23 protein-coding genes are annotated in these 25,805 nt (G+C 61.2%); 7 read left to right on the top strand and 16 right to left on the bottom strand.

What is annotated here, in order from left to right:
• Nucleotides 1-17: 17 nt before the first annotated feature.
• The 6 genes from AB9L16_RS06875 to rfbF are packed head-to-tail and all read right to left on the bottom strand — an operon-like array spanning nucleotide 18 to nucleotide 5,550.
• The gene (locus AB9L16_RS06875; protein WP_252887498.1) at nucleotides 18-1,088 is read right to left on the bottom strand and encodes a class I SAM-dependent methyltransferase; all 1,071 of its coding nucleotides are present in this window, start codon (nucleotides 1,086-1,088) and stop codon (nucleotides 18-20) included.
• Nucleotides 1,085-1,936 (bottom strand): NAD-dependent epimerase/dehydratase family protein, encoded by an 852-nt coding sequence (locus AB9L16_RS06870; protein WP_375123275.1) that lies wholly within the window; start codon nucleotides 1,934-1,936, stop codon nucleotides 1,085-1,087. The genes AB9L16_RS06875 and AB9L16_RS06870 overlap by 4 nt, the downstream gene beginning before the upstream one ends.
• Nucleotides 1,933-3,159, bottom strand: a complete 1,227-nt coding sequence (locus AB9L16_RS06865; RefSeq protein WP_315435238.1) for a class I SAM-dependent methyltransferase — start codon at nucleotides 3,157-3,159, stop codon at nucleotides 1,933-1,935. The genes AB9L16_RS06870 and AB9L16_RS06865 overlap by 4 nt, the downstream gene beginning before the upstream one ends.
• Nucleotides 3,156-3,716 (bottom strand): dTDP-4-dehydrorhamnose 3,5-epimerase, encoded by a 561-nt coding sequence (locus tag AB9L16_RS06860; protein ID WP_315435237.1) that lies wholly within the window; start codon nucleotides 3,714-3,716, stop codon nucleotides 3,156-3,158. The genes AB9L16_RS06865 and AB9L16_RS06860 overlap by 4 nt, the downstream gene beginning before the upstream one ends.
• Nucleotides 3,713-4,795, bottom strand: coding sequence for a CDP-glucose 4,6-dehydratase (gene rfbG / locus AB9L16_RS06855; RefSeq protein ID WP_150742453.1), 1,083 nt, complete (start codon nucleotides 4,793-4,795; stop codon nucleotides 3,713-3,715). The genes AB9L16_RS06860 and rfbG overlap by 4 nt, the downstream gene beginning before the upstream one ends.
• Nucleotides 4,777-5,550: a glucose-1-phosphate cytidylyltransferase gene (gene rfbF, locus AB9L16_RS06850; RefSeq protein ID WP_041478997.1), complete on the bottom strand. Its 774-nt coding sequence runs from the start codon at nucleotides 5,548-5,550 to the stop codon at nucleotides 4,777-4,779. Before rfbF ends, rfbG begins: the two co-directional genes overlap by 19 nt.
• A 395-nt stretch (nucleotides 5,551-5,945) precedes the next feature.
• Here rfbF and AB9L16_RS06845 point away from each other — a divergent pair, with 395 nt between their 5' ends.
• Nucleotides 5,946-6,134, top strand: a complete 189-nt coding sequence (locus AB9L16_RS06845) for a hypothetical protein (RefSeq protein ID WP_375123274.1) — start codon at nucleotides 5,946-5,948, stop codon at nucleotides 6,132-6,134.
• A 330-nt stretch (nucleotides 6,135-6,464) separates the two neighbouring features.
• Here AB9L16_RS06845 and AB9L16_RS06840 read toward each other — a convergent pair whose 3' ends face one another.
• From AB9L16_RS06840 to AB9L16_RS06800, 9 genes are all read right to left on the bottom strand, one after another.
• On the bottom strand, nucleotides 6,465-10,058 hold the full coding sequence (locus tag AB9L16_RS06840) for a glycosyltransferase (protein ID WP_375123273.1): 3,594 nt from the start codon (nucleotides 10,056-10,058) through the stop codon (nucleotides 6,465-6,467).
• 109 nt (nucleotides 10,059-10,167) lie between these two features.
• The gene (locus tag AB9L16_RS06835; RefSeq protein WP_150636629.1) at nucleotides 10,168-11,736 is read right to left on the bottom strand and encodes a flagellar hook-associated protein 3; all 1,569 of its coding nucleotides are present in this window, start codon (nucleotides 11,734-11,736) and stop codon (nucleotides 10,168-10,170) included.
• 13 nt (nucleotides 11,737-11,749) lie between these two features.
• On the bottom strand, nucleotides 11,750-13,795 hold the full coding sequence (gene flgK, locus AB9L16_RS06830) for a flagellar hook-associated protein FlgK (RefSeq protein ID WP_041478993.1): 2,046 nt from the start codon (nucleotides 13,793-13,795) through the stop codon (nucleotides 11,750-11,752).
• A 25-nt stretch (nucleotides 13,796-13,820) separates the two neighbouring features.
• On the bottom strand, nucleotides 13,821-15,137 hold the full coding sequence (gene flgJ / locus AB9L16_RS06825; RefSeq protein WP_056783752.1) for a flagellar assembly peptidoglycan hydrolase FlgJ: 1,317 nt from the start codon (nucleotides 15,135-15,137) through the stop codon (nucleotides 13,821-13,823).
• Nucleotides 15,138-15,148: 11 nt separating this feature from the next.
• Nucleotides 15,149-16,237, bottom strand: a complete 1,089-nt coding sequence (locus AB9L16_RS06820) for a flagellar basal body P-ring protein FlgI (RefSeq protein ID WP_024012083.1) — start codon at nucleotides 16,235-16,237, stop codon at nucleotides 15,149-15,151.
• A gap of 27 nt (nucleotides 16,238-16,264) precedes the next feature.
• On the bottom strand, nucleotides 16,265-16,960 hold the full coding sequence (gene flgH, locus AB9L16_RS06815; RefSeq protein ID WP_016771110.1) for a flagellar basal body L-ring protein FlgH: 696 nt from the start codon (nucleotides 16,958-16,960) through the stop codon (nucleotides 16,265-16,267).
• Between the two features lie 51 nt (nucleotides 16,961-17,011).
• Nucleotides 17,012-17,797: a flagellar basal-body rod protein FlgG gene (gene flgG, locus AB9L16_RS06810; protein ID WP_016771111.1), complete on the bottom strand. Its 786-nt coding sequence runs from the start codon at nucleotides 17,795-17,797 to the stop codon at nucleotides 17,012-17,014.
• Nucleotides 17,798-17,842: 45 nt separating this feature from the next.
• On the bottom strand, nucleotides 17,843-18,583 hold the full coding sequence (locus AB9L16_RS06805; protein ID WP_016771112.1) for a flagellar basal body rod protein FlgF: 741 nt from the start codon (nucleotides 18,581-18,583) through the stop codon (nucleotides 17,843-17,845).
• 344 nt (nucleotides 18,584-18,927) lie between these two features.
• Complete coding sequence (locus tag AB9L16_RS06800; protein ID WP_016771113.1) at nucleotides 18,928-20,490, bottom strand: sigma-54-dependent phenylalanine hydroxylase transcriptional regulator PhhR; 1,563 nt, start codon at nucleotides 20,488-20,490, stop codon at nucleotides 18,928-18,930.
• A gap of 393 nt (nucleotides 20,491-20,883) precedes the next feature.
• Between AB9L16_RS06800 and phhA the strand changes: the two genes are divergently transcribed.
• The 6 genes from phhA to AB9L16_RS06770 all read left to right on the top strand — a co-directional run bounded on the left by phhA (nucleotide 20,884) and on the right by AB9L16_RS06770 (nucleotide 25,358).
• A complete protein-coding gene (phhA, locus tag AB9L16_RS06795; RefSeq protein ID WP_130926714.1) occupies nucleotides 20,884-21,675 on the top strand; it encodes a phenylalanine 4-monooxygenase in 792 nt (263 codons plus the stop codon).
• Nucleotides 21,676-21,790: 115 nt separating this feature from the next.
• Nucleotides 21,791-22,147, top strand: a complete 357-nt coding sequence (locus AB9L16_RS06790; RefSeq protein ID WP_016771115.1) for a 4a-hydroxytetrahydrobiopterin dehydratase — start codon at nucleotides 21,791-21,793, stop codon at nucleotides 22,145-22,147.
• On the top strand, nucleotides 22,147-23,340 hold the full coding sequence (locus AB9L16_RS06785) for an amino acid aminotransferase (protein WP_375123272.1): 1,194 nt from the start codon (nucleotides 22,147-22,149) through the stop codon (nucleotides 23,338-23,340). The genes AB9L16_RS06790 and AB9L16_RS06785 overlap by 1 nt, the downstream gene beginning before the upstream one ends.
• 333 nt (nucleotides 23,341-23,673) lie before the next feature.
• A complete protein-coding gene (locus tag AB9L16_RS06780; RefSeq protein WP_016771117.1) occupies nucleotides 23,674-23,805 on the top strand; it encodes a hypothetical protein in 132 nt (43 codons plus the stop codon).
• Between the two features lie 70 nt (nucleotides 23,806-23,875).
• The gene (locus tag AB9L16_RS06775; protein WP_039761215.1) at nucleotides 23,876-24,058 is read left to right on the top strand and encodes a hypothetical protein; all 183 of its coding nucleotides are present in this window, start codon (nucleotides 23,876-23,878) and stop codon (nucleotides 24,056-24,058) included.
• A 112-nt stretch (nucleotides 24,059-24,170) separates the two neighbouring features.
• A complete protein-coding gene (locus AB9L16_RS06770) occupies nucleotides 24,171-25,358 on the top strand; it encodes an MFS transporter (RefSeq protein WP_375123757.1) in 1,188 nt (395 codons plus the stop codon).
• Here the strand turns inward: AB9L16_RS06770 and arfB are convergent.
• Nucleotides 25,355-25,768, bottom strand: a complete 414-nt coding sequence (gene arfB, locus AB9L16_RS06765; RefSeq protein WP_016771119.1) for an alternative ribosome rescue aminoacyl-tRNA hydrolase ArfB — start codon at nucleotides 25,766-25,768, stop codon at nucleotides 25,355-25,357. The genes AB9L16_RS06770 and arfB overlap by 4 nt on opposite strands.
• Nucleotides 25,769-25,805 lie beyond the last annotated feature (37 nt).

Genomic DNA, 25,805 nt, shown 5'->3' with positions numbered 1-25,805 from the left:
GTTGGTCATCTCAAGGGTCACTGAAACGAAGCGCTGTCGACGGCGTGATAGACGTAGCGTCCACCGGTCATCCGCTTGATCTCTTCGAGGTAATTGGAATTCATCACAAACAGGTGCGCGCCTTCCGGCAGCGCATCCATGGCCTCTTGCGGCGAGGACACGCGCGCACCGCTCAGCGGCAGATAACGCCCCTGCTTGGCCGGGTTGATATCGACTACGCGATCGACCGCAACGCCGGCGCGTTGCAGGTACAGCGAATAGATCACGCCTTTGGACGAGGCACCCCAGATCGCCGAACCCTGCGCAGGCGCCGAGCGGATGATCTGCACAGCGCGGTCGAGGCTGGCGCTGAAATCTTCAGGCAGAGTCAGGCGCGGCACCGGTTGTTCGGGTATCAGGCGCAACGTCGACAGATCAGCGACGATGTACAGATATTGGCCGCCGAACAGATGCCCGGCCTCGTGCACCGTGCCGAACATCCGGCGCAGGTCATCGAGGCGGAAATAATTGACGTGTTCGTAGAACAGGTCGAACCAGGCCTTGTGCTCGAGGATCCAGTCCAGGCACGGCACTTCGATATAGATCTGCCCGCCCTGATTGGCCTCGGCGATCACGGCCAGAAAGCTCACCGGGTCTTCGATGTGCTCCAGCACATGACGCAGCACAATGGCATCTGCCGCCAGGCCGAGGCCGCGCGTAAACGGGGCCTTGATCACCTCGGGGTTTTCGCCTTCATAAGCCGGGTCGATGCCGGTAATCGAATAGCCAAGGCTTTTGAGCAGCTCGAGAAAGTAGCCCTTGCCGCAGCCGACCTCGATCAGCTCCTGGCCCTTGAAGTGCTTGCCGATGATGCCTTCGACATCGCGCAGGTGTTGCTGGAACTGGCCGGAGTGCGCCTGCTCGTTCTGATAGTCGGCGTCATAACTGAGCTTGTCGGCATCGAACGCGGCGTTGAAAACCAGACCGCTGCGCTCGTCCTGAACCAGCAGCATGTCGGCGCTGGCCGAGGCCCGCGCCGATTCGGCATCGGCGAAAGTGCGGTTCTGCAATACCGGCAGGCCGGTGGCCCGGTACAACTCGTGCCTCATGGCGACTCTCCCAATAACTGTTGCAAGCGCTCGGTGACGGCCCAGAACGCCAGCGGTTCGTGGGTCGGATACGGGTAATGGCCGAGGTTCAGAGCCAGGGTTGCGCCACGCTCACGCAAGCGCTGTTCGACCAGCGCACGCACCGACACCGGATGGCCGCTGGCGCAGTTGATCACGCCGTCGAACTCGCGCTGATGGAGGATCGCGGCGAGATGACTCGCGGCGGTTTCAATCGCGAGGAAATCTCGCAACTGCTCACCGGCCGACATGTTGAACGACGCCTCGCCGCTATCGATTGCCCGGTCCAGCGCGGCCAACAGGCTGTTGGGGTTCTGCCCTTCGCCGTGCAGATAGAACAAGCGCGCCCATTGCAGGGTGAACGGTTGCTCCTGCTGCAAATTCTGCAGAAACAGGTGCAGCGTATGTTTGGCCAGACCGTAGGGATTGCTCGGCCGTGGCTCGGTTGACTCGCTGAGCGGACCGCTCTGCATGCCGTATTCGAAGCAGGTGCCGGTCACCAGCACCTGCGACACGCCCGCCTCTATCGCGTTTTTGATAAAGCGGTAATCGGCCATCAGGTTGTGCTCGAAATGAAACAGCGCCCGATAGTTCGGCAACCCCGGCCAGGCCAGATGCGCCAGCGCGTCGATGCCTTCGGTCAGCGCGACGACATTCAGGTCGGCAGCGTGAATGTCTGCCGCGACGAATTCGACGTGGTTGATCCATGGCATGCCCTGCGCGGTTTCTGCGTTGCGCGCCACCGCGCGGACTTCGCAGCCGCGCTCAAGCAATGCAGCAACCAGATGCCGACCGACAAAGCCTGTGGCGCCAGTGACCAGAACTTTCACAGCACTTTCAACTCAGGCACGGCGATGACGAAGCGCCCGTCCCACTGACGCACCTGCGCCAGTTGCTGACTGACTTCGTGCAGCAGGTTCCAGGGCAGCACCAGCACGTAGTCCGGTTGCTCAATGTCGATCTGCGCTGGCGCAACAATCGGGATGCGACTGCCCGGCAAGAACTTGCCCTGTTTGTGCGGGTTGGCATCGGCCACCCAGGACAGCAGATCCGCTTTGACTCCGGCGTAGTTGAGCAAGGTATTGCCCTTGGCCGCCGCGCCGTAACCGACCACACGTTTGCCGTCGGCTTTGGCCTGCAACAAGAAGCGCAGCAGGTCATGTTTGATGCGTTCGGCAGCAGGCGCGAGGGTCGCGTAGTAATCAGGGGTTTTTATCCCGGCAGCGAGTTCGGCCTGCAGTTGTTGCTGAACTGCCGGGAGAACAGCGCGGCGCTGGCCGTCCTTGCGCTGCACGAATACGCGCAGCGAGCCGCCGTGAGTGCTCAACTGGCTGACGTCGAACACTTCCAGGCCATTGCGCTCGCACAGGGTCTGCACGGCGGTCAGCGACAGGTAGGAATAATGTTCGTGATACAGCGTGTCGAACTGCGCGCCAGCCATCAGCGTCAGCAGTTGCGGAAACTCGAAAGTGGCGACGCCGGTCGGCTTGAGCAGCGTCGCGAAGCCGGCGAGGAAATCGTTGATGTCCGGCACATGGGCGAGCACGTTGTTGGCCGCCATCAGGTCGGCGCTCCAGCCTTCGTTGCGCAATTGCGTGGCGGTGTCGCGGCCGAAGAACAGCTCGCGAATTTCCAGGCCTTTCTCGCGTGCAGCCTGTGCGGTACTGCGAGTCGGCTCGACGCCCAGGCACGGGATCCCGCGCGCGGCGACGTATTGCAGCAGGTAACCGTCGTTGGCGGCGACCTCGACGACACGACTGTCGGCGTTAAGCCCGAAGCGCTCACTCATCTCGGCGACATAACGCTCGGCGTGATTCAGCCAAGTGCTGGAGAACGAACTGAAGTAGGCGTACTCGGCATCGAACAGGCTGTCGGCACTGGTGTAATCCTCGGTCTGCACCAGCCAGCATTGCTGGCACACCGCGACTTTGAGCGGGACCCATTGCTCGGCCTGTTCCAGACGATCGGCATGCACGTAGGCGTTGGACGGCGGCGAAGTACCGAGGTCGATCAGCGGCAGATTCAGCGGTGCGGCGCACCCACGGCAATTCATAGACGCACTCCAGCAAAGTGTTGATCGAGCGCGGGATGGCTGGAATCGCGCGCTGACAAATTATTGACAGGCAACGGCCAGGCAATCGCCAGCCGAGGATCGTTCACCGACAAGCCGCCCTCGTGCTCCGGCGCGTAATCGGCGCTGTGCAGATAGAGCAATTCGGCGTCGTCGGTGAGCGTCTGAAAGCCATGAGCGAAACCGGCCGGAATCAACAGGCTGCGGCCATCGCCCGCCTTCAAGTGCTCGGCGTGCCAGTGCAAAAACGTCTCCGAGTCCGGGCGCAGATCCACCGCCACATCCCAGACCTCACCGCGCAGGCACGTGATCAGTTTGGCTTCCGGTGCGTTGGCATTTTGATAATGCAGGCCACGCACACTGCCCTTCTCGCGGGTGCAGGAATGGTTGATCTGGCGGATGTGGAAAGCGCTGCCAAACGCACTCAGGCTGCCCTCGCAGAACAACCGGGCGAAGTGCCCGCGCTGATCTTCGAAACGTTTGTGCTGAACGCTGAACAGACCGGCCAATGGCAACGCTTTCAGGGAAAACTCGCTCACAGCGCGCCTCGGTACAGATTCAATTGGCCCAGAGTTACAGCGCGCATGTCATCGCCGTTCTGCCACGCCAAGTGCCAATCGAGGGTCTGGGCCAGGCATTGCTGCAAGGTCCAGCGCGCTTGCCAACCCAGCAACTGCCGCGCACGGCTGCTGTCCAGGCGCAGCAGGCCGGCTTCATGCAGTTCGCTTTTTTCGATACGCAAGCCAGGTGCCTGCGGCCAGCGGCTGGCGAGCAATTCGACGACTTCGCCGACGCTGCACATGTCCGCCTCACCGGGGCCGAAGTTCCACGCGCCGGCATACTCCGGACCTCGCTCATAAAGGCCTGCGGCCAATTGCAGGTAACCCGCCAGCGGTTCAAGGGCGTGCTGCCATGGGCGCACGGCTTGCGGGTAACGCAGGGTCACCGGCTCGTCGGCACTCCAGGCTTTGAGCACGTCGGGAATCAGTCGCTCCGGGGCAAAGTCACCGCCGCCCAGCACATTGCCGGCGCGTGCGGTCGCCAGGGCCAAACCATGCTCGGCATGTTTGTCCGCCGGGAAGAACGACGCGGCATACGACTGCGCGAGCAACTCGCAGCAGGCCTTGCTGCTGCTGTAAGGATCGTGGCCACCGAGGGCTTCGTCTTCGCGGTACGGCCACAGCCATTCCTTGTTGGCGTAGACCTTGTCGGTAGTGACCAGCACGCAGGCGCGCACGCCGCCGACCTGACGAATCGCTTCAAGCAGGTTCAGCGTGCCCATGACATTGCTTGAATAGGTGCCGAGCGGATCGCGATAGCCCTCGCGCACCAAGGGCTGCGCCGCCAGATGCAGGACGATTTCAGGTTCGGTCTCGGCGATGATTTCCAGCAAGGCGCCGAGGTCACGCAGATCGCCGCGTTGATCATTGATGCCTTCGTGCACGCGCGCCAGTTCGAACAGGCTCGGCTCGGTCGACGGATCCAGCGAAAAACCGCTGACCTGCGCGCCGAGGCTTTGCAGCCAAAGGGTCAGCCAACTGCCTTTGAATCCAGTGTGTCCGGTGACCAGGACGCGCTTGCCACGCCAGAACTCCGCACTCAGGCCCATTGCTTCCATGGGGCCTCCCCGCTCTGCCACAGCGCTTCGAGATGGTTCTTGTCGCGCAGGGTGTCCATCGGATGCCAGAAACCTTCGTGCTCGAAGGCTTTCAGTTGTTCGTCCTGAGCCAGACGGGCCAACGGCTCGGCTTCCCAGGTGGTGCTGTCATCGCTGATGTAGGGCAGCACTTTTGGCGACAGCACGAAGAAACCGCCATTGATCCAGCCACCGTCACCACGAGGTTTTTCAGTGAAACCCAGCACCTGGTCACCTTGCCGTTCAAGCGCGCCGTAACGACCTGGCGGCTGCACCGCAGTGACGGTCGCCAGGCGGCCGTGAGCCTTGTGATAGTCGACCAGCTCAGCAATATTGATGTCGGAAACGCCATCGCCATAGGTGAAGCAGAACGCCTCTTCATCCTTGAGATAACGCGCGGCACGCAACAGACGGCCACCGGTCATGGTTTCCTCGCCGGTATCGATGAGGGTCACACTCCACGGCTCGCTGTAGTTCTGATGGACGTCCATGCGGTTGTTGCGCATGTCGAAAGTGACGTCGGATGTATGCAGGAAGTAGTTGGCGAAGAAGTCCTTGATCGCGTAGCCCTTGTAGCCCAGGCAAATGACGAAGTCGTGGATCCCGTGGGCGGAATACTGCTTCATGATGTGCCAGAGAATTGGCTTGCCGCCAATCTCGATCATCGGCTTGGGCTTGAGGTGCGACTCTTCACTGATGCGCGTGCCGAGGCCACCCGCCAAAATTACTGCCTTCATCGTCTCCCCTCTCGTACGTCACCGGGCTGCGCACTGCTTTTTTGAGCGTCGCAGGCCTTCTGGCCAAACCTTCTGCCGCTACGGGCGCAGGAGGAAACACCGCGAGCGCTCGTTTTATGGCGATTTGCGGGGCACTTGCAGGAAACGCGCCAGCTCGTAGCCGGGTTTTGGGAGATAGCTGATAGAGGCTTCGATGGAAGTGGCAACAGAATGACGGACGGGCTGAGGGCGTGGAGGGGCAAGAGATCAAAAGCCAAAGCAAAAGATCGTCCGATCGCAGCCCGAGCCTTCGCCAATTCCAACAGTTGGATCGCGTGCGTCCAGCAAGAAATGGGTCGGCGGTCAGGCCGCCTTCGCGAGCAGGCTCGCTCCCACAAAAGCAAGTGCAAAAGCAAGTGCAAAAGCAAGTGCAAAAGCAAAGCAAAGCAAAGCAAAGCAAAGCAAAGCAAAGCAAAGCAAAGCAAAGCAAAGCAAATCAAATCAAAGCAGCGCAGCTGCCCGCGGCGAAGCCGCCCCACTCAACAATGAGCGCAAGCTCGAGTACCGCTTTTGATCTTGATCCACTGGCGACGTCGGAAGGCTGAGTGGAGGGATTGATCCGGGCGTGGGAGCGTAGCGACCGTTCGACGAAGTCGAACACAGCGGAAGGAGGTGCAGCGAAGCAAACCGGAGCCGCTGCGCCCGGATCAGTCCCGCAGCGAAGGAACCCGAGCCTGCGAGGGCCGAACGCAGGAGCAAGCCTTTTGGGTTACCTTTTTGGCGTTTGAAAAAGGTGACCCGCCGTAAGGGCGGAACCGTAATCAGCAACACCCGCAGAAACGGATCTACACCCAAAACCCCAACAGCCTGGTCGGCCCAAAGGCCGCCAAGGCCCCAAAGAAAAGGCAACCCCAAAAAGCCACCTATATAAACGATCAATCCGCCAGCCAGCCATTCTCCCAATACCGCAGATTGTCACCACGCAACACATAATCGCGCATGACCACCTCGTGCAGCTCGTCACCCATGCGATAACTGGCGTCAGGGTCGGCCAGATGCATGCGAATCGCCTGCAGCCACTCATCAGTGCTGTTGGTCTTCACCCGCGTGCACGGCAGATAGCCCTGATAGGCTTCGGTATCAGTGCAGATGACCGGGTAACCGCAGGCGCCGTATTCCAGCAAACGCAGATTGCTCTTGCAGTCATTGAAAATGTGAAACTCCAGCGGTGCCAGGGCCAGGTCGAGGTTCAGACTGGCCAGCTTGGCCGGATAGACGTCCAGAGGAATCACACCGTGGAACTCGTGCATGTACGGACGCAGGTCATCCGGGCACATGCCAAAGAATACCCAGTCGACTTCGTTGGCCAGCTCACGCACGACATCGGCAATCACCGCCAGATCGCCATGGTGGCTGGTGCCTCCGCCCCAACCCACGCGAGGTTTTTTCGAGGTGCGGCGCTGACCCCGCAAACCGGTCCAGAGGTTTTGCGCAAGCATGTTGGGGACTACGCGAATGTCGTGGTGCATGTCCGACAACGCGTTGGCCAGTGGTTGAGTCGACACCACCACGCGGTCGCACAGGCTGATCGCCTGGCGCACCATCCGTTCCATTTCCTGCTTGCTGGGCATGTTGCGGATATGCGCATTGCGATGCGGAACATCAATCACATAGTCATCCAGCTCGAAGATGCGCCGGGCATGGCAGAATTTTTTCAGCGGCGGGATTTCATCGATCGCGCCCTGGGAATAGCGCCCTTGCAGGACGATGACATCCGGCGACTGACGCTCGATTTCAATGATCGACGGCAAGCCGTAACGAATACACCCTTCGGCCCGGTTCGCCGCTTCCAGCTCTATCAGCGGCTGACTCATGCGGTAATGGCCAATCGCTGAGGCATTGATCGGCACGGCGAGTACGTTGGGCAATTGCGGCCTGGAAAAAGCAGTCCACCCCGTACGCAGGCCCGGCTCAAGGCTGAAACTCGTCGCGCCGACGCCCTGCAAGGACAGGTTGACATTGAAGGCCGGATCGCGGGCAATGCGCGGCAGCCAGCGCTTGTAGAAGATCTCCTGCTCGTGCAAATGTTGCTGGCCTTGCTCAGCTGTCGACTCGACAGTCGGGCGCACGCCCTGAGCCAGCAAGGCATAAGGCGTCCACACTACCAGGTAGCCTTCCTGGCCGATGCGCAGGCACAGATCCACCACGTTCAGCGCCTGCTTCAAATCCTCTTCATCAAGCCCTGCCACCGCCTCGAAAACCGTCTTGCGTACCATCAGGCAATCACCGCCGACCGCACTCAGATCGTGGGCGGCCTGGAGCCGGAACATATAACCGTCCGACTGCAGCGACTGTCCATAAAATGGCAGCCCGACCGCGCCCTGCATCCCCAGAATCATGCCGGCATGCAGCACATAACCATCCGGGTTGAACAACTTGGCGCCGACCACGCCGACTTCCGGGCGCTGCGCATGATTGAGCAGTTCGTCCAGCCAGTCGGCGTGGGTAATCACCGCAAAGGTATTGAGCAGCAGCACATATTCGCCACGAGCCTTGGTCACGGCAAAATTGTGCAGGGCAGCCATGTTGTCCGGCTGCGGGTACGTCAGCACGCGGATCCGGTCGCCACCCAATTGCGCGATGCCGTCCAGCCATGCTCTGGCCTCAGCGGTTTCGCTGCCGTTGTCGACCAGCAGCAGTTCGTATTCGGCGTAGGCAGTTTTTTCCAGCACGGTCTCGACACACCGCTGCAAGGCAGCGGTCTGATCCCGGGTGACGATGATGATCGACACAAGCGGACGGCGCGCGTGCCGATAGTCGACACGATTGAGCAATTGGCAACTGCCACGGCGGATTTCATGGGCAACGCCAATGCGTTGCAGATGCGCTTCGAGCACACGAGGGTTCTGTTCGATGACGCCTGGCTCGGCCAACCACCGCGACAGATCGAATGGCGACTCCAGCAGAACTTCGGCGACATGCCCGATCACTTGGGTGCCGTCGCTTTCGACCATGCGCCACAGCATGTCGTGAGGAGCCAGTTCGGTGAACGTCGTGTCAAAACCACCCAGCGCCAGAAAGCGTTCGCGCTTGAACGCCAAGGCGCGCCCGACATACGGGTAGCTGCGCATCAGATCAAGGTTGAAATCGGGTTTGAAGGCGGGTTCCACGGACTCACCATCGCGCAGACCGCCTTCATCGCTGTACACGCAACCGAGCGACGGCGAGTGCGCAATCCGGTCAGCCATGACCAGCAAGGCCGGCACCATCAGCCGGTCACCGGCCTGCAACAGGTAAAACCAGTCGGCGCCCTCCAGTTGGGGCAACAACGCGTTGATCTGACCCAGCCCGTCACCTTCCAGTGGCATGTGGAATACGCGGCCATCCAGCGTCGCCTCGTTACAGGAAGCGGACAGCACCAGAATCAGTTCAGGGGCATAGTCCTGCCGAGCAAGCGCCTCAAGCGTGCGCTCGACTCCATCGCGACTGCCCTGGGCATCAATGACGATCGGCACTATTCGCGGCTGTTGTGGCCAGGCGGCCAGAGTTTCCGGCAGTAACTTGCGCTGCCCTTCAGTGAGACTGCGGCACTGCAGCCAGTGCGCGTAGAGTTCGGCGAAGCTCCAGCTATCGATGCCGACGCACCACTCCTGGCGACTCTGCTTGGTACCCAGCGTACGGCTCAGGGGCAGCTCTTCCCAGACGCGCGGCATTACGTCAGCCTTGGTCAGCGGGACATAGCGCACCCAACCCGGCGCTGGCGCCGACTCGCCGCTGCGCGCCTTGAGCATTTGCAGAATCCACTCGCGCTCGACCTCGACCGCGTCTTTCATCGGCTGCTGAGCACTCAAGCGCTCCGGATACAGCCGCTCGGCACTGAGCACGGTGTTCGACATCGCCAGATTGCCGCGCCGCAGCAGGCATACGTACAAGGCGAAATCCAGGGTGGCGACAAAGCAGTGGCCGTCCTGAGTCAGCGCCGGCAACAAGTCGACGAGGTCCGAACGACGAAACAAGGCGCTGGAGAAACCGCCCAGCACATTGACCGGAAATTTTTCGAAGATGCCCAGCAGGTCGTCACCCTTGAACAGACCGCTGGCCGGTGACAACGAAGTGTTTTCCAGGCGCGCCGGCAGAATGATGTCGTCGGCGTCCCAGAACAGCCGCTGAGCCAGCACCAGGCTGACTTCCTCACGCAACATCTCGTGCGCCTGCTGCTCGATGCAGGCGGCATAGAGATGGTCGTCGTCACACATGAACTTGACGAATTCACCCTGCGCCTGATCAAGGCACGCCTTGAGATTGCCGACCAGGCCCAGTGTGCGCGGGTTGCGCACATAGCGCACGGCAACACCCGAGCGCTCGGCCACAGCGCTGACAATCCCTTCGATCTCATGACCACGACTGTCGTCGCAGACAATGATCTCAAGAGGCGCGTATGTCTGGCTGACGGCGCTGTTCAATGCCCGCTCGAAAAAGCGCGGATTGAACGCAGGGATGGCAATGCTGACGAGGGGGAGTGAATTCACGGTGGGCTCACAGGCGGTACGAGCCCGCTCGCAAAAACGAGCCCTTGATACCGCAAAAAATCATTAACAGAGGGACAACGTCAGCGGGCGCGCACGCGCCCGCCAACCATCAGATCTTGTTGAACAGACCCAACTGACTGATCTTGCTGAACGCCAGTTGCGCGGCTTGCAGCATGGTCTGTTGCAGCGTCAGACGGGTCATGACTTCAGCCGGATCGGAATCACGGATCGAACCCTGGGTGGTGCTGTTCGCCGTGGTCAGGCTGTCGTTGGTGATGGTCTGCATGTCCAGCGCCTGGCCGCGCGCACCAATGGTGGTGACTGCGGTGCCGATCTGGTTGGAAGCGGCATCGATGTTGCCGAGGCCTGCCTCCATCGCGCCCTGCAATTTCTGCTTGGCAACCGGGTCACCGTCGACTGGCGTATTCAGCGCGGTGATCATCTGGCCCAGAGTGTCGAGCACGTTCTGGGTCTGATGATTGTTCGGCTGGATCGAGAACTGATCACCAGCGGCCGGCGCGCTGCCCAGGGCGAAAGTCACACCGGCAGCGGTGGCGTTACCGCCGGCAACCGTGCCCGAGGAAACCGGCTTGCTGTCGGCCGTCACCGGCGCGGCATACAGATCGAAATCGGTGGCGCTGGTGAACTTGAGCACCGCGCCGCCCTGCGGGAACGCTGCGGTGTAGGCTGCCTGATCGGTGATGGTCGAACCGGTGATCACGCTGGTCGACGGGTTACCCGGATTACGCGTGGTGGTGAACGAGTCCGGCGAGGCCGACAGCTGAAAACTGTGCCCTGCGATAACGGCGTCCGGATTGGTATCGCCGGCCTTCAGGTTGACGTTCAGCTTGAGGTCGACGCCACGGAAGCTGACAGTCTGGTTGGCGCCGGTGCTGTTGCTGATCAGGCCATTCTGGCTGGCCTCGGCAGTCACATCGTTACCCAAGGCATCGGTGATTTTCAGCTGGGTGCTGCTGACGAAATCGATGGTATACGGCTGCCCGGCGGTGAACTTGGCGTCGTAGGTGGCGGCAGTGCCGACGGTGCCGTTGGACAGCACGACACGGCCGTCATCCACAGCTGGCGCAGTCATTTTGGTGTTGGTGCGGCCGGTGTTGATGGTCTGCTGGAACGCGTCCCAACCGGTGGTGTTGGTACCCACGGTCATGCCGTCGCCGATGCCCAGATCGATGGTGGTCTGGTCGCCGTTGTAGCTGAACGTGCCGTCAGAATTCTTCGAATACGGCGCGGTATCGGTTTTCGAACCGGAGAACAGGTAGTTGCCGTTGGCATCCTTGGCGTTCATCAGGCCCAGCACTTGCTGTTGGATCTCACCCAGTTCCGAGGCGTATGCCTGGCGGTCCTTGTCGGTGATGGTGCCGTTGTTCGCGGCCAAGGCCAGCTCTTTGGCTCGCGCCAACGCCGTGGTGATCGAATCCAGAGTGGACTCCTGCACGGTCAAGGCGCTTTTAGTGGTGTTAACGTTGGTCTTGTACTGATCGAGCATCGCCGCCTGCTGGCCCAATTGCAGCAAGCGCCCGGCACCGATCGGATCATCGGCGGCGGTGTTGATGCGCTGCAGGCTGCTCGCCTCGCTCGCGGTGGCAACGGCCTTGTTGAAGTTACGCTGATAATCCGAAGCTTGCGTTCCGTAATACTGGGCGGTGGAAATGCGCATGAATTACGACTCCTTAAAGGCTGTTGATCAGCGTGGCGAAAGTTTCCTGCGCAGCTTTGATGATCTGCGAAGACGCTGTGTAGTACTGCTGGTACTTGACCAGGTTGCCGGTTTCTTCGTCCAGGTTGACCCCGGAAAGCGAATCGCGGGCACCCTTGGCGTTCTCCAGAATCGCCGTGGTCGCGGCGCTGTCGGACTTGCCTTGGGCGGTCTTGGTACCGACGTTGGTCACCAGGGTGTTGTAGGCGTCGGTCAGGCTGATGCCCTTGCTCGCCGAACCGGTGTCCACGGTCTGTTTGGTTTGCAACGCGACCAGTGCCTGGGCGTTGCGGTTGTCCGAAGACGCCGCACCGGTCAGGTTCATGGTGAAGGTCTCGCCGGTTTTCGGCGTGCCGCCCACGGTGGTCTGCACGGTGAAGGTCTTCTGCACGTTCGGCGTGACGGTAGTGTCCATCACCGGGTTGCCGCTGGCATCGACGATGCCGACTTTCAAATTCAGCGTGTTCGACTGGCCAGGCACGATGGTGCCGGTGCCGATGGTCGCGCCCTTGGCGTCGACCAGGTTGTACGACTGGCTGCCACCGCTGGCTGCGCCGAACACCAGTTTGACCGGTGTCGAATTCTTCAGCGCCGCCTGCATGTCAGCCTGGGCGGTCGGGTTGTAGATGTCGATCTTATTGCTGAGCGTCGGCTGGGTGTACGTGCCCAGACCGTTGGCGCTGGCGACGCCGGTCAGCGGACCTGCCGCAGCGATTTTCTTCGGATCACTGAGCACGGTCTGAATGCTCGCCGCCGCGTTGCGGGTCGGCGTGATTTTGAACGAGTCACCCGCGCTCAGCGCGCCGCCATTCAAGGCCAGGGTGAAACCGTCGATCACTGGCGGCGGATTGGTCGTTGTGCTGAATGCGCCCAGATCGGTGCCGTCGGAACGTTTGACGGTGTAATCGGTAGCGCTGGTGAAGGTCACCTGATAATCGCTGGTGGTCAGCTTGCCGGTGTCCTTGATGGTCACATCGAGGTTGCCCGAACCGGCGCTGTTGCCATCCTTCGCAATGCTGCGCTGACTGATCAGGGCGGCACTGTTGATGTTGTTGAAAATCGCCGCACCGAAGTCACCGTTCTTGTCGATGCCCTGGGCTTGCTGGCTGTTGATCTGATCGGCAATCACCAGGGCCACGCGACCGAGCTCGTTGAGCGATGGGTCGAGGACTTCCTTGCGATAGGTCAGCAGACCGCCGATTTCGCCGCCGCTGATCACCGAAGTGATGTCGATGGTGCTCGAACCGCGATCCATCTGGATCGACATGCGCGAAGGGTCGGTCTTGCTCGCGACCATGCTCAGGCTGTTGGTGGTGTTGCCGATGACCAGCGGCTGGCCGCTGCCGACATAAATGTCGAAGCTGGTGCCGCGCTCGACGACTTGCGCACCGGTCAGCTCGGAGAGCTGACGCACGGCTTCGTTACGGCTGTCGAGCAGGTCGTTCGGCGCCCCGCCGCTGGTGGAGATTTCGCCGATCTTCTGATTGAGATTGGCGATCGCCGTGGCGAGCTTGTTCACCTGGGCAGTCATGTCGCCGAGGCTGCCGTTGATCGTGGTGTTCTGATCGTTGAGCTGCTTGGCCAGGGTATTGAAACGGCTGGTCAGCGCCTGTGCACCGGTCAGCACCGACTGACGCGAAGTGTCATCGGTGGCCGACGTCGATACGCCCTGCATCGAGGTGAAGAATTTCTGCAGTACACCGGTCAGGCCAGTGTTGGTGTCCGACAGCATCGCGTCCAGCGGCGTCGCCTGCTTGAGGAAGGCAGCCGATTCGCTGTCCAGCGACGTCGCGGTGTGCAGCTGCGATTCCAGATACGAGTTGTACACCCGGCGCACGTCGGCCAGGGTCGTGCCCGTGCCGATGAAAACGCTGCCGTACTGCTGCGAGGACTTGGTGCCCTGCACGGTTTGCTGACGTGAATAACCGGCGGTGTCGACGTTGGCAATGTTGTTGCCTGTCGTAGCCAGAGAGGACTGGCTGGCCGACAGTCCCGACATCCCGATATTGAGCAAACTCATGGTTCAGACCTTATTACCTGGTGCCTTATAAAGGCGTGGTGGAGACACCCGCCGCAGCGTAGTTTTCAAAACTGTTCATCTGCTTGGCAATTTGCGAAATCTTCGTCGCGTAGTTCGGGTCGGTGGCGTAACCGGCCTTCTGCAACTCGCGTACAAACTGTTCTGGGTTATCGGCCGACTTCAGCACTTCTTGATAGCGATTGTTGCTCTGCAGCAACGTCACCAGATCGTGGAAGCTGTCCTTGTACGAGGCATAGGAACGGAACTCGGCCGTCTCCTTGACCATCGCGCCATTGCGGAACTCGCTGGTGATCGCGCGGGCCGAATCGCCCTTCCAGTTGCTGCTCGCCTTGATGCCGAACAGGTTGTGGCTGCTGCTGCCATCCTGAGCGCGCATGACCGATTTGCCCCAGCCGGTTTCCAGTGCCGCTTGCGCCACCAGATAACGCGGATCGACGCCGATGCGGTCAGCGGCTTCCTTGGCCATCGGCAGCATGGTGTTGACGAATTCGTCGGCGGAACTGAAGGCCTTCTTCGCCGGTGCCAGCGGAATCTGCGCCATGGCGCGGCCGTAAACCTGCATCTGCCCGCCGGCAGCTTTCTGCTCTTCGGCACGGGCCAGCCAGTCACCGTTGTACAACGCGCCGGAGCCTGTGACGGCGGTAGTCGCAGCCCGTTGCGGCAAGGCGTTGGTCGCTGCCGCCGCAGTGCTGGCAGTGGCCGCGCTCGGCGCCGACGGCACCAGACCGGCGAGCAACCGGTCGGCCAGTTTCGGCGGCAGCGCCAGACGCCGCTGGTTGATCAGCGCCATGTCGTTGCGATGGGAAATATCGGTGTTGTTCGGCGCATGCACCGAGCGCGATGCCCACAACGGACGCTCGCCGTTGACGCGGGACAGCGGACCGGTGGCGACGGTGCCAGCGGCAATCGGCGTCGGTACGGCGGCGGCCTTGGCCAGCGCTTCCTGCTGCTTGGCGGCGGACGCGGCTGCAGCCTCGCCCGGCGCCATCGGTTTGTTCTTCGACATCTGCCGGATCAGCACATCGGCCAGACCGATACCACCGCCCTCGCGGGACATGGAAACCGCCAGTTGCTGGTCGTACATTTCCTGATACTGCTTGGCCGCCGGCGTGTTCAGCGGGTTGTCCTGACCAAGCGCTTCGGTGGCCGAGCGCATCGACTTGAGCATTTCGCCGAGGAACAGCGACTCGAATTCCTGCGCAACCTTGCGCATGTTTTCGTCGCTGTTCTTGTCGCCGACCTTGAGCTGGTTCAGACGATTGAGGTCGGAGTAGGAACCCGAATCGCTGCTGCTGACCAGACCGCTTTTGCGCATATCCATGGTGGCCGGCCTCAGATCACGATCAGGTCGGCTTGCAATGCGCCGGCCTGCTTCAGAGCTTCGAGAATCGCCATCAGGTCACCCGGTGCTGCGCCGACCTGGTTCACCGCACGGACGATCTCGTCGAGGGTGGTGCCCGGGCCGAACTTGAACATCGGTTTGGCTTCCTGTTCGGCATTCACCCGCGAGCGCGGCACCACGGCAGTCTGGCCGTTGGACAGCGGGCCAGGCTGGCTGACGATCGGGTCTTCGGTGATGGTCACGGTCAGGCTGCCGTGGGTCACGGCGGCTGGCGACACTTTCACGTTCTGGCCGATGACGATGGTGCCGGTACGCGAGTTGATGATGACTTTTGCCACCGCTTGCCCCGGATCGATTTCGAGGTTCTCCAGGATCGACAGGTAGTCGACGCGCTGGCTCGGATCCAGTGGCGCAGTGACCCGCACCGAACCGCCGTCGATGGCTTGGGCGACGCCAGGGCCGAGCATGTCGTTGACCTTGTCGACGATGCGCTTGGCGGTGGTGAAGTCGGAGCGGTTGAGGTTCAGCGTCAGGCTGTTGCCCTGGTTGAAACCGCTCGGCACCGCACGTTCCACCGACGCACCGCCAGGGATGCGACCGGCCGACGGAACGTTGACGGTGATCTTCGAACCATCGCGGCCTTCAGCGTCGAAACCGCCAACCACGAGGTTGCCCTGAGCGATCGCATAGACGTTGCCGTCGATACCCTTGAGCGGCGTCAGCAGCAAGGTGCCGCCACGCAGGCTCTTGGAGTTACCGATCGAAGACACGGTGATGTCGACCTGCTGACCTGGCTTGGCAAACGCTGGCAGATCGGCACTCACCGACACCGCCGCGACGTTCTTCAACTGCACGTTGCCCGATCCCGGCGGCACCTTGATGCCGAACTGCGAGAGCATGTTGTTGAAGGTCTGCAGGGTGAACGGGGTCTGCGTCGTCTGGTCACCGGTGCCGTTAAGCCCGACCACCAGGCCGTAACCGATCAACTGGTTGGAGCGCACGCCGGAAATGCTGGCGATGTCTTTCAGCCGCTCGGCGTGTGCGGTGAACGCCGCAGACATCAACAACGCGGCCACCATAAGACTTTTCAGATTCAACGTAGCCACCTAGAAAGGGAACAGCGGGCTGAGGAAGAAACGGTCGAACCAGCCTGGCTGACTCGTATCGGCAAACGCGCCGGTACCCGAGTAGGTGATGCGTGCATCGGCGACACGGGTCGACGACACGGTGTTGTCGGTCGCGATGTCATCGGCGCGGACCATGCCGGCGATGCGCACCAGTTCATCACCGGTATTGAGCGTCAGCCACTTCTCGCCACGCACGGCGATGATGCCGTTGGGCAGCACGTCGGCCACGGTCACGGTGATGGAGCCGGTCAGGCTGTTGCTCTGCCCGGACTTGGCATCACCCTTGGTCGAACGGTCGGCGCTGTAGCCGGCGTTGAGGCTCAGGTCGCCACCACCGATCGGGTTGTTGGTGGTCAGGCTGGAGCCGAACAACGAGGTCAGACCAATCGAGTTATCGCTGTTCTTGTCCATCTGCGAGTTGGCGTTCTTGCTCGCCTGGGTGCGCTCGTTCAGGGTGATGGTGATGATGTCACCGACCCGGAACGCCTTGCGGTCGCTGTACAGGTTCTGCTCGAAGCCGGCCTGATAGATCGAGCCGTTATTGGCAGCCGCCGGCAACGGTGTGCGCGGCAACACCGGGGCGTAGTAAGGGTCATTGGGCTTGGGCGTCGGGGCGACGCAGCCCGCGAGCGAGACGACCCCACTCAATGCCAGAACAGATACAAAGCGCTTCATGACCCTACCTCACGGTGTTGCTGGCGACCTCAGGCCGCCCCAAAGACTGGATTACAGATTCTGCGTTACGAACGAGAGCATCTGGTCGGCGGTGGAGATCACCTTGGAGTTCATCTCGTAGGCGCGTTGAGTGGTGATCATGTTGACCATCTCTTCAACGGTGCTGACGTTCGAGGTTTCCAGGGTGTTCTGCAGCGTGGTACCGAAACCGTTCAGGCCCGGGGTGCCGATCTGCGGCGCGCCGGAAGCAGCGGTTTCCAGGAACAGGTTGTTGCCCACTGCTTGCAGACCGGCCGGGTTGATGAAGTCGGCGGTCTGCAGGTTGCCGATCACTTGCGAGGCCGGGTTGCCGGCGATGGTGATCGACACGGTGCCGTCACGGCCAACAGTGAAGGTCTGCGCATCGTTCGGGATGATGATCGCCGGTTCCAGCGCGAAACCGCTGGCGTTGACGATCTGGCCATTGGAGTCGAGGTGGAAAGTACCGTCACGGGTGTAGGACGTGGTGCCGTCCGGCTGCAGGATCTGGAAGAAACCGCGACCGTCGATGGCCATGTCCAGCGGCTGCTCGGTGGTTTGCAGGCTGCCGGCGGTGAAGTTTTTCTGGGTGCCGACAATGCGCACACCGGTACCCACTTGCAGACCCGACGGCAGTTCGCTGTCCTGGGTCGACTGGGCGCCTGGCTGACGCTTGATCTGATAGAGCAAGTCCTGGAACTCGGCACGGTCACGCTTGAAACCCGTGGTCGAAACGTTCGCCAGGTTGTTGGAAATGGTGGTCAGGTTGGTGTCCTGGGCGGACAGACCGGTTTTGGCAACCCATAGAGCCGGAAGCATTCGATTCTCCTCGTGCGCCTGTTTTACGGCGCGACGTTCTGATAATTAGCTGATCTGCAAGACCCGAGCCATGGCCTGGTCGTCGTCTTTGGCGGTGTTCATCATCTTGACGTGCAACTCGAACTGCTTGGCCAGGGCCAGCACCGAAGTCATTTCTTCCACGGCATTGACGTTGCTCGACTCAAGGAAACCCGAGACCAGTTTGACGTTGGCGTCGGCTTGCGCCGGCTGGCCGTCCTTGGTGTAAATCGAACCGTCGAGACCTTTGTTCATGTTCTTGATGTCCGGGTTGACCAGCTTGATCCGGTCGACTTCGGCCATGACGCGGGGGCCTTCGCCCATTGCGCGAATGCTGATGGTGCCGTCTTCGCCGACTTCCACCTGCTGCTCGGGCGGCACGGCGATCGGGCCGCCGTTACCGATCACCGGCATGCCGTTGCCGGCGCGCAGTACGCCGAGGGCGTCGATGTTGAGGCTGCCGGTACGCACGTAGCTTTCGCCGCCGCTGGGGTTTTGCACGGCGATGAAACCGTTGCCGGATACCGCGACGTCGAGTTCACGTCCGGTCTGCACCAGTGAGCCCGGCGTGAAGTCGGTGGCGGGACGTTCGCTCATGGCAAACGCGCGCGCCGGAAAGCTGTCGCCGAATACCGGCATCGAACGCGCCTGCTCGAGGTCGCGCTGAAAGCCGTTGGTGGAAATGTTCGCCAGGTTGTTGGCATGCGCCCGCTGCGCCAGTGCGTTCTGGCTGGCGCCGGTCATTGCCACATAAAGGTACTTGTCCACAGTGTTTCCTCTGCATGCCGGACGTTTGCCGCCCACCGCTGTACTGCTCAGCCATAAGCAATTTGCAGACCAACTTTTTATTGGCGGGCGAAGGCCCGGTAAACAGGGGACTTGGGGGGATCGGAGGGGGAATCTGAAATGGGTCGAAGACGAAAAACCGGCGGTGTCATGCCGGTTAGTGGCAATCCTGAGTTCGGCGGGGGATGGAGATCCTGTGGCGAGGGGATTTATCCCCGTTCGGCTGCGCAGCAGTCGCCAAGCCTGCAAATGAGGTCGCCGGGAAGAAAAAGCGGGGCGGCTTCGCCGCCCATCGGGGATAAATCCCCTCGCCACAAAGGCTCTATTTAGCTTTCGGAGGTTTTGCCAACCTCATACTCACGCAGCTTGTTGGCAATGGTGGTGTGCGAAACACCGAGTCGCTTGCCCAACTGCCGACTGCTTGGATGCTCGGAATACAGCCGTTCCAGCACCGCTTTCTCGAAGCGCCCGACGATCTCGTCCAGACTTCCGTCGAGGGAAAAATCGCCAAGCGGCTGACGCACGCCATAATCCGGCAGGCGAATATGTTCGGCCTTGACCGTGCCGCCGTCGCACAGGGAAACCGCCTGGAACAGTACGTTCTCCAGTTGCCGCACATTGCCCGGCCAGTGGTAATGGCTGAGGCGATCCATTGCCGCCGGGGCCAGTTTCGGCAGCGGACAACCGATCTGCCGACTGGCCTGGTCGAGAAAGTGTTCAACCAGCGGCGTCAGACCGTCGAGGCACTCGCGCAGCGGCGGGATGTGCAGCGACAGCACGTTCAAGCGGTGATAGAGATCCTGACGAAACTCACCGCGCGCGCACAATTCGGACAAGTCCACCTGCGTCGCGCAGATCACCCGCACGTCCAGATACACCTCTTCATCACTGCCGACGCGACGGAAGCAACCGTCCTGAAGAAAGCGCAGCAATTTGACCTGCAAACGCGGACTCATCTCGCCGACGCCATCGAGAAACAGCGTGCCGCCAGCGGTCAATTCGAGCAGGCCAAGCTTGCCTTCGGCCCGCGCACCTTCGAAGGCGCCGGGGCCGTAGCCGAACAACTCGGTCTCGGCCATCGACTCCGGCAGTCCGGCGCAGTTGAGCGCCATCAACGGTGACTGTCCGCGCGGGCTGGCGAGGTGGCAGGCGCGCGCCAGCAATTCCTTGCCAGTGCCGGTTTCGCCTTCTATTAATAGCGGCGCATCCAGCGGCGCCATGCGCCGCGCTTCGCGGACCACAGCGGCCATGACTTTCGAGCTTTGAAAGATGCTGTCGAACCCGCGCAGTTCCTGCTTGCGCACATTGTAGATTCGCTCGCCGACCCGATCGGCGCGGTGCAGCGTCAGCACGGCGCCGGCCATGGCCTCGCTGTCGTCGTGTTCCGATTGCAGCGGCGCGATGTCGGCGAGAAAGATGTCGCCCTTGACCTTGACCCGCATGCCGTTGATTCGCGATTTGTTGGCGCGCACCAATTCCGGCAAATCGAAATCCTCGGCGTAGCGCGACAGCGGAATCCCCGGCACTTCATCGACACGCACCCCGAGCAACTGCGCCGCCGCGCGATTGGCCGCAACGATCGAACCGCCCATGTCGATCGACAGCACCGGAAACTCCAGCGCGCCGAGCAACGCATTCAGTTCCATGTGCCGGCGCTCGCTGGGCATCAGCCCGACGCGCTTGACCCCGAACACCCCGCCGATTGCCTCGAACTTGGGGCGCAACGCCTGAAACTGGATGTTGATCAGGTTCGGGCAGTGCAGGTAGATCGCATTGCCATGCTCACCACCCACCTCGCCGCGAGCGACGTTGATCCCGTACGCCACCAGCAGATTGAGAATGTCGCGCAGGATGCCGATGCGGTTCTGGCAGTGGACTTTGATGCGCATAGAAAAAGGCCCGACAGGTTTGAGAGGTAAACACATGTCCTTGTGGGAGCGAGCCTGCTCGCGAAGGCGCCAGCACATCCCGTATCGATGTGTCAGACAGACCGCTTTCGCGAGCAGGCTCGCTCCCACAGGGTTCTGTGGCGCGCCCGGGGCAGATGTTTCTGTCGAGGCACGCAGATAGTTGTCAAGATTATGTGACAGCCCCGACCCTTTTCAAACCCGCCAATCAGCGTAAATGCGCATTACCCGACAAAGCGTAACGATAACTTTACGAAATACGCAGAATTTTCCTACGCACACACCGGTCAACATGCTGCACGCCCTGTCACTCTCGGGTATTCCTTTAGCCATCGCTGGACATAACAAAAACGAATTTCCTAGCAGGAGAGCAGCATGAAGCAGACGCAATACGTGGCTCGCGAGCCCGATGCGCAAGGTTTTATCGACTACCCCGCCGAAGAACATGCGGTGTGGAACACGCTGATCACTCGCCAGTTGAAGGTGATTGAAGGTCGTGCGTGCCAGGAATATCTGGACGGTATCGAAAAACTCGGTTTGCCCCACGACCGCATCCCGCAACTGGCCGAGATCAACAAAGTCCTCGGCGAGACCACCGGCTGGCAGGTTGCCCGGGTGCCGGCGCTGATTCCCTTCCAGACGTTTTTCGAGTTGCTTGCCAGCAAGCAATTCCCCGTCGCCACCTTCATACGTACCCGCGAAGAACTCGACTATCTGCAAGAGCCCGACATCTTTCACGAGATCTTCGGCCACTGCCCGCTACTGACCAACCCCTACTTCGCTGAATTCACCCACACCTACGGCAAGCTCGGCCTGCAGGCGACCAAGGAAGAGCGCGTGTATCTGGCCCGGTTGTACTGGATGACCATCGAATTCGGCCTGGTCGACACCCCGCACGGCAAGCGCATCTACGGTGGCGGAATTCTGTCCTCGCCGAAAGAAACCGTTTACTGCCTGTCGGACGAGCCTGAGCATCAGTTCTTCGATCCACTGGAAGCCATGCGCACGCCGTATCGCATCGACATTCTGCAACCGTTGTACTTCGTCCTGCCCAATCTCAAGCGCCTGTTCGATGTGGCCCATGAAGACATCATGGCCATGGTCCGTCAGGGCATGCAGCTGGGCTTGCACGCGCCGAAATTTCCGCCGAAACCCAAAGCCGCCTGAACCGCGACTTTTGCTGACAATTGCGTCTGTCCGTCGCCGCCACTTTGCTTTAGCGTGACGGCATTGGCGGCACACGCGCTTTAATAAAAAACACACTCGTTTTCAGGAATACACCATGTCGACTTTGAACCAAGCCCACTGCGAAGCCTGCCGCGCCGATGCGCCACAAGTCAGCGACGAAGAGCTGCCGATCCTGATCAAGCAGATCCCTGACTGGAACATCGAAGTACGCGACGGCATCATGCAGTTGGAGAAAGTTTTCCTGTTCAAGAACTTCAAACACGCGCTGGCGTTCACCAACGCCGTCGGCGAGATCTCCGAGGCCGAAGGTCACCACCCGGGCCTGCTGACCGAGTGGGGCAAAGTCACCGTGACCTGGTGGAGCCACTCGATCAAAGGCCTGCACCGCAACGACTTCATCATGGCCGCGCGCACTGACGAAGTAGCGAAGACCGCAGAAGGACGCAAGTGATGCACTTCGACGCCATCGGCCGGGTTCCCGGCGACCCGATTCTCGGTTTGATGGAGGCCTATGCGCAGGATGCCAATCCGCGCAAGTTCGACCTCGGCGTTGGCGTCTACAAGGATGCCCAGGGCCTGACGCCGATTCCCGAAGCGGTGAAAATCGCCGAAGCGCGACTGGTCGAAAGCCAGGACACCAAAACCTACATTGGTGGCCACGGCAACCCGTTGTTCGGCAAGGTCATCAATGAGCTGGTGCTCGGTGCCGACTCACAACTGATCACCGAACAACGCGCCGGCGCCACCCAGACCCCGGGCGGCACCGGCGCCCTGCGTCTGGCTGCCGACTTCATCGCGCAATGCCTGCCGGGCAAAGGCGTGTGGTTGAGCAACCCGACCTGGCCGATTCACGAAACCATTTTCGCCGCCGCCAAGGTCAAGGTCAGCCACTACCCCTATGTGGGCAGTGACAATCGCCTCGACGTCGAAGCGATGCTCGCCGTGCTCAAGGAAGTGCCGAAGGGCGACGTGGTGCTGCTGCATGCGTGCTGCCACAACCCGACCGGTTTCGACCTGAGCCATGACGACTGGCAGCGCGTGCTTGAAGTGGTGCGCAGCCGCGATCTGCTGCCGCTGATCGACTTTGCTTATCAGGGTTTTGGCGATGGCCTGGAGCAGGACGCGTGGTCGACCCGGTTGTTCGCGGCGCAAGTGCCGGAGCTGCTGATCACCAGTTCCTGCTCGAAGAACTTCGGCCTGTATCGCGACCGTACCGGTACGCTGATCGTCTGCGCGACCAGCGCCGACAAGCTCATCGACATCCGCAGCCAACTGGCCAATATCGCCCGCAACCTGTGGTCGACGCCGCCGGATCACGGCGCGGCGGTAGTCGCGACCATCCTCGCCGATCCAGAGCTGAAAGCGCGCTGGGCCGATGAAGTGGAAGCGATGCGTCTGCGGATCGCCCAGCTGCGCAGCGGTCTGGTCGAAGCGCTGGAACCCCACGGTTTGCGCGAGCGTTTCGCACACATCGGGGTGCAACGCGGGATGTTCTCCTACACCGGCCTGTCGCCGGAACAGGTGAAAACCCTGCGCGAGCGGCACAGCGTGTACATGGTCAGCTCCGGCCGCGCGAACGTCGCCGGCATTGACGCCACCCGCCTCGCAATGCTCGCTGACGCGATCGCTGACGCCTGCAAATAGTTTTTGCAGTACACAACCCGGTCGGAGCGGGCCCTTGTGGCGAGGGGATTTATCCCCGCCCGGCTGCGCAGCAGTCGTACACTGTTGCTCGCGGAGTGTCAGACATTCCGCGTATGCAGGGTCTGGGGCCGCTTCGCAGCCCAGCGGGGATAAATCCCCTCACCACAGGGCCCGTTCCCACATTTAGTTTTCGGTTGATCTCGCGCCCTGCGGCCATCTGTCGCATTAATTTGAATTAAAAGTCTGATTGTCATTTTTCCTGCTGTATCCTGCGCAGGCTTTGTAAAGCGCGGAGCACCTGATCTATCAACAGACTTAGCGAGGAGCGCACCCATGCACGAGATTCCCAATCTCCCCTTCCCAAGCCTGCACGTACCTGAGCAGACGACCCCGCAACACGCCGGTGCTGAAAAGCCCGAGCCGCAAGAAGCCGCTGACAGCCGCAAAGCCGACAGCGAAGAGTAAGACCCGCCGTACAGACCGTGTGGAAAGCGCTAACATGCGCTTTCCACACTGCCTGAAACCCGAGCCCGCCATGACCGACGAATTCTCCGAAAGCCAAGCTGCCGTGCTGATCGGCGCCACCGAGAAAATGATCGAGATCTGGAATCGCCTCTCGCCCGAGAAACAAGCTGCCCTGCTCGAACGTTTCGGCAGCGAAGAAAACGCCCTCGCCGCCCTCGTCACCACGCAACTGGTCGCCCCGGCGAAATCCTGAAAGCGCCACCCGGCAAATAGTTTTACTTTTCCCCGCCCTTGAGCGGTTCACGCCGGTATCATGAGCAGCCTATCTAATCTGCTGCTCCCGTGGATCGTTACCCATGTCGTCTATACCCGAGCCCCAGCGTCCGCTGACGGTTACGCTGCAAGTAGTCTCCATCGTCCTTTTCACCTTCATCGGTTACCTGAACATCGGCATCCCGCTCGCCGTGTTGCCGGGCTATGTCCACAGTGACCTTGGTTTCGGCGCCGTGATCGCCGGGCTGGTGATCAGCGTGCAATACCTTGCCACCCTGCTCAGCCGCCCGTATGCCGGCAAGATCATCGACAACCAGGGCAGTAAACGCGCAGTGATGATTGGCCTCGCTGGTTGCGGCTTGAGCGGTGTGTTCATGCTGATTTCCGCGTGGACGCCGAACCTGCCGCTGGTGAGCCTGATCAGTCTGTTGATTGGCCGTCTGGTGTTGGGCAGCGCGGAAAGCCTGGTCGGTTCCGGTTCGATTGGCTGGGGCATCGGCCGGGTCGGCGCGGCGAATACGGCGAAAGTGATTTCCTGGAACGGCATCGCCAGTTACGGCGCCCTGGCGATCGGCGCGCCGTTCGGTGTGTGGCTGGTAAGCAGATTGGGGCTGTGGAGCATGGGCGTGAGCATCATCCTCCTCGCCCTGCTCGGTCTGGCGCTGGCATGGCCGAAGACCGCTGCGCCGATCGTCGCCGGTGAACGCCTGCCGTTCATGCATGTGCTGGGCAAAGTCTTCCCCCACGGCTGCGGGCTCGCGCTGGGCTCGATCGGCTTCGGCACCATCGCCACTTTCATCACCCTGTACTACGCGACCCAGCACTGGGACAACGCGGTGCTGTGCCTGAGCCTGTTCGGCGCCAGCTTCATCGGCGCGCGGCTGCTGTTCGGCAACCTGATCAACCGCCTCGGCGGATTCCGCGTGGCGATTGCCTGCCTGTCGGTGGAAACGTTGGGTTTGTTGTTGCTGTGGATCGCGCCGGATGCGCATTGGGCACTGGCGGGCGCGGCGCTGAGCGGTTTCGGCTTCTCGCTGGTGTTCCCGGCGCTGGGCGTGGAGGCGGTGAATCTGGTGCCGGCCTCGAGCCGTGGCGCGGCGGTCGGTGCCTATTCACTGTTCATTGATTTGTCGCTGGGGATCACCGGGCCGCTGGCCGGGGCGATCGCAGCAGGATTCGGTTTTGCTTCGATCTTCCTGTTCGCAGCCTTCGCTGCGTTGAGCGGACTTGGCTTGAGTGTCTATCTGTATAGGCACACGGCAAAATACCGCGAGGCTTAAAAATCCACTTTGCCGCGCCCGGCCTTGATACTGCCGCGCTTGGTTTTCGACTCCAGCCGACGCTTCTTCGAGCCGAGGGTCGGCTTGGTCGGGCGGCGTTTCTTTTCCACTTTGGTGGCGCTGAGAATCAGCTCGACCAGCCGCTCCAGCGCATCGGCGCGGTTGGCTTCCTGGGTTCGGTATTGCTGCGCCTTGATGATCAGCACGCCGTCGCTGGTGATACGACTGTCACGCAGTGCCAGCAGGCGTTCCTTGTAGAACTCCGGCAAAGACGAGTTGGGAATGTCGAAGCGCAAGTGCATGGCGCTGGAGACCTTGTTGACATTCTGCCCACCGGCGCCTTGCGCGCGGATGGCGGTCAATTCGATCTCGGCATCCGGCAGATGCACGTTGTTGGAAATCACCAGCATGGAAAAGCGTCCGTAATCAGAGCGTGCAGGATAACCC

It is taken from the genome of Pseudomonas sp. LW8 (assembly GCF_041956865.1).
In the GTDB taxonomy this organism is placed as follows: Bacteria; Pseudomonadota; Gammaproteobacteria; order Pseudomonadales; family Pseudomonadaceae; genus Aquipseudomonas; species Aquipseudomonas siliginis.
This window is presented reverse-complemented; position numbering and strand designations above follow the sequence as displayed.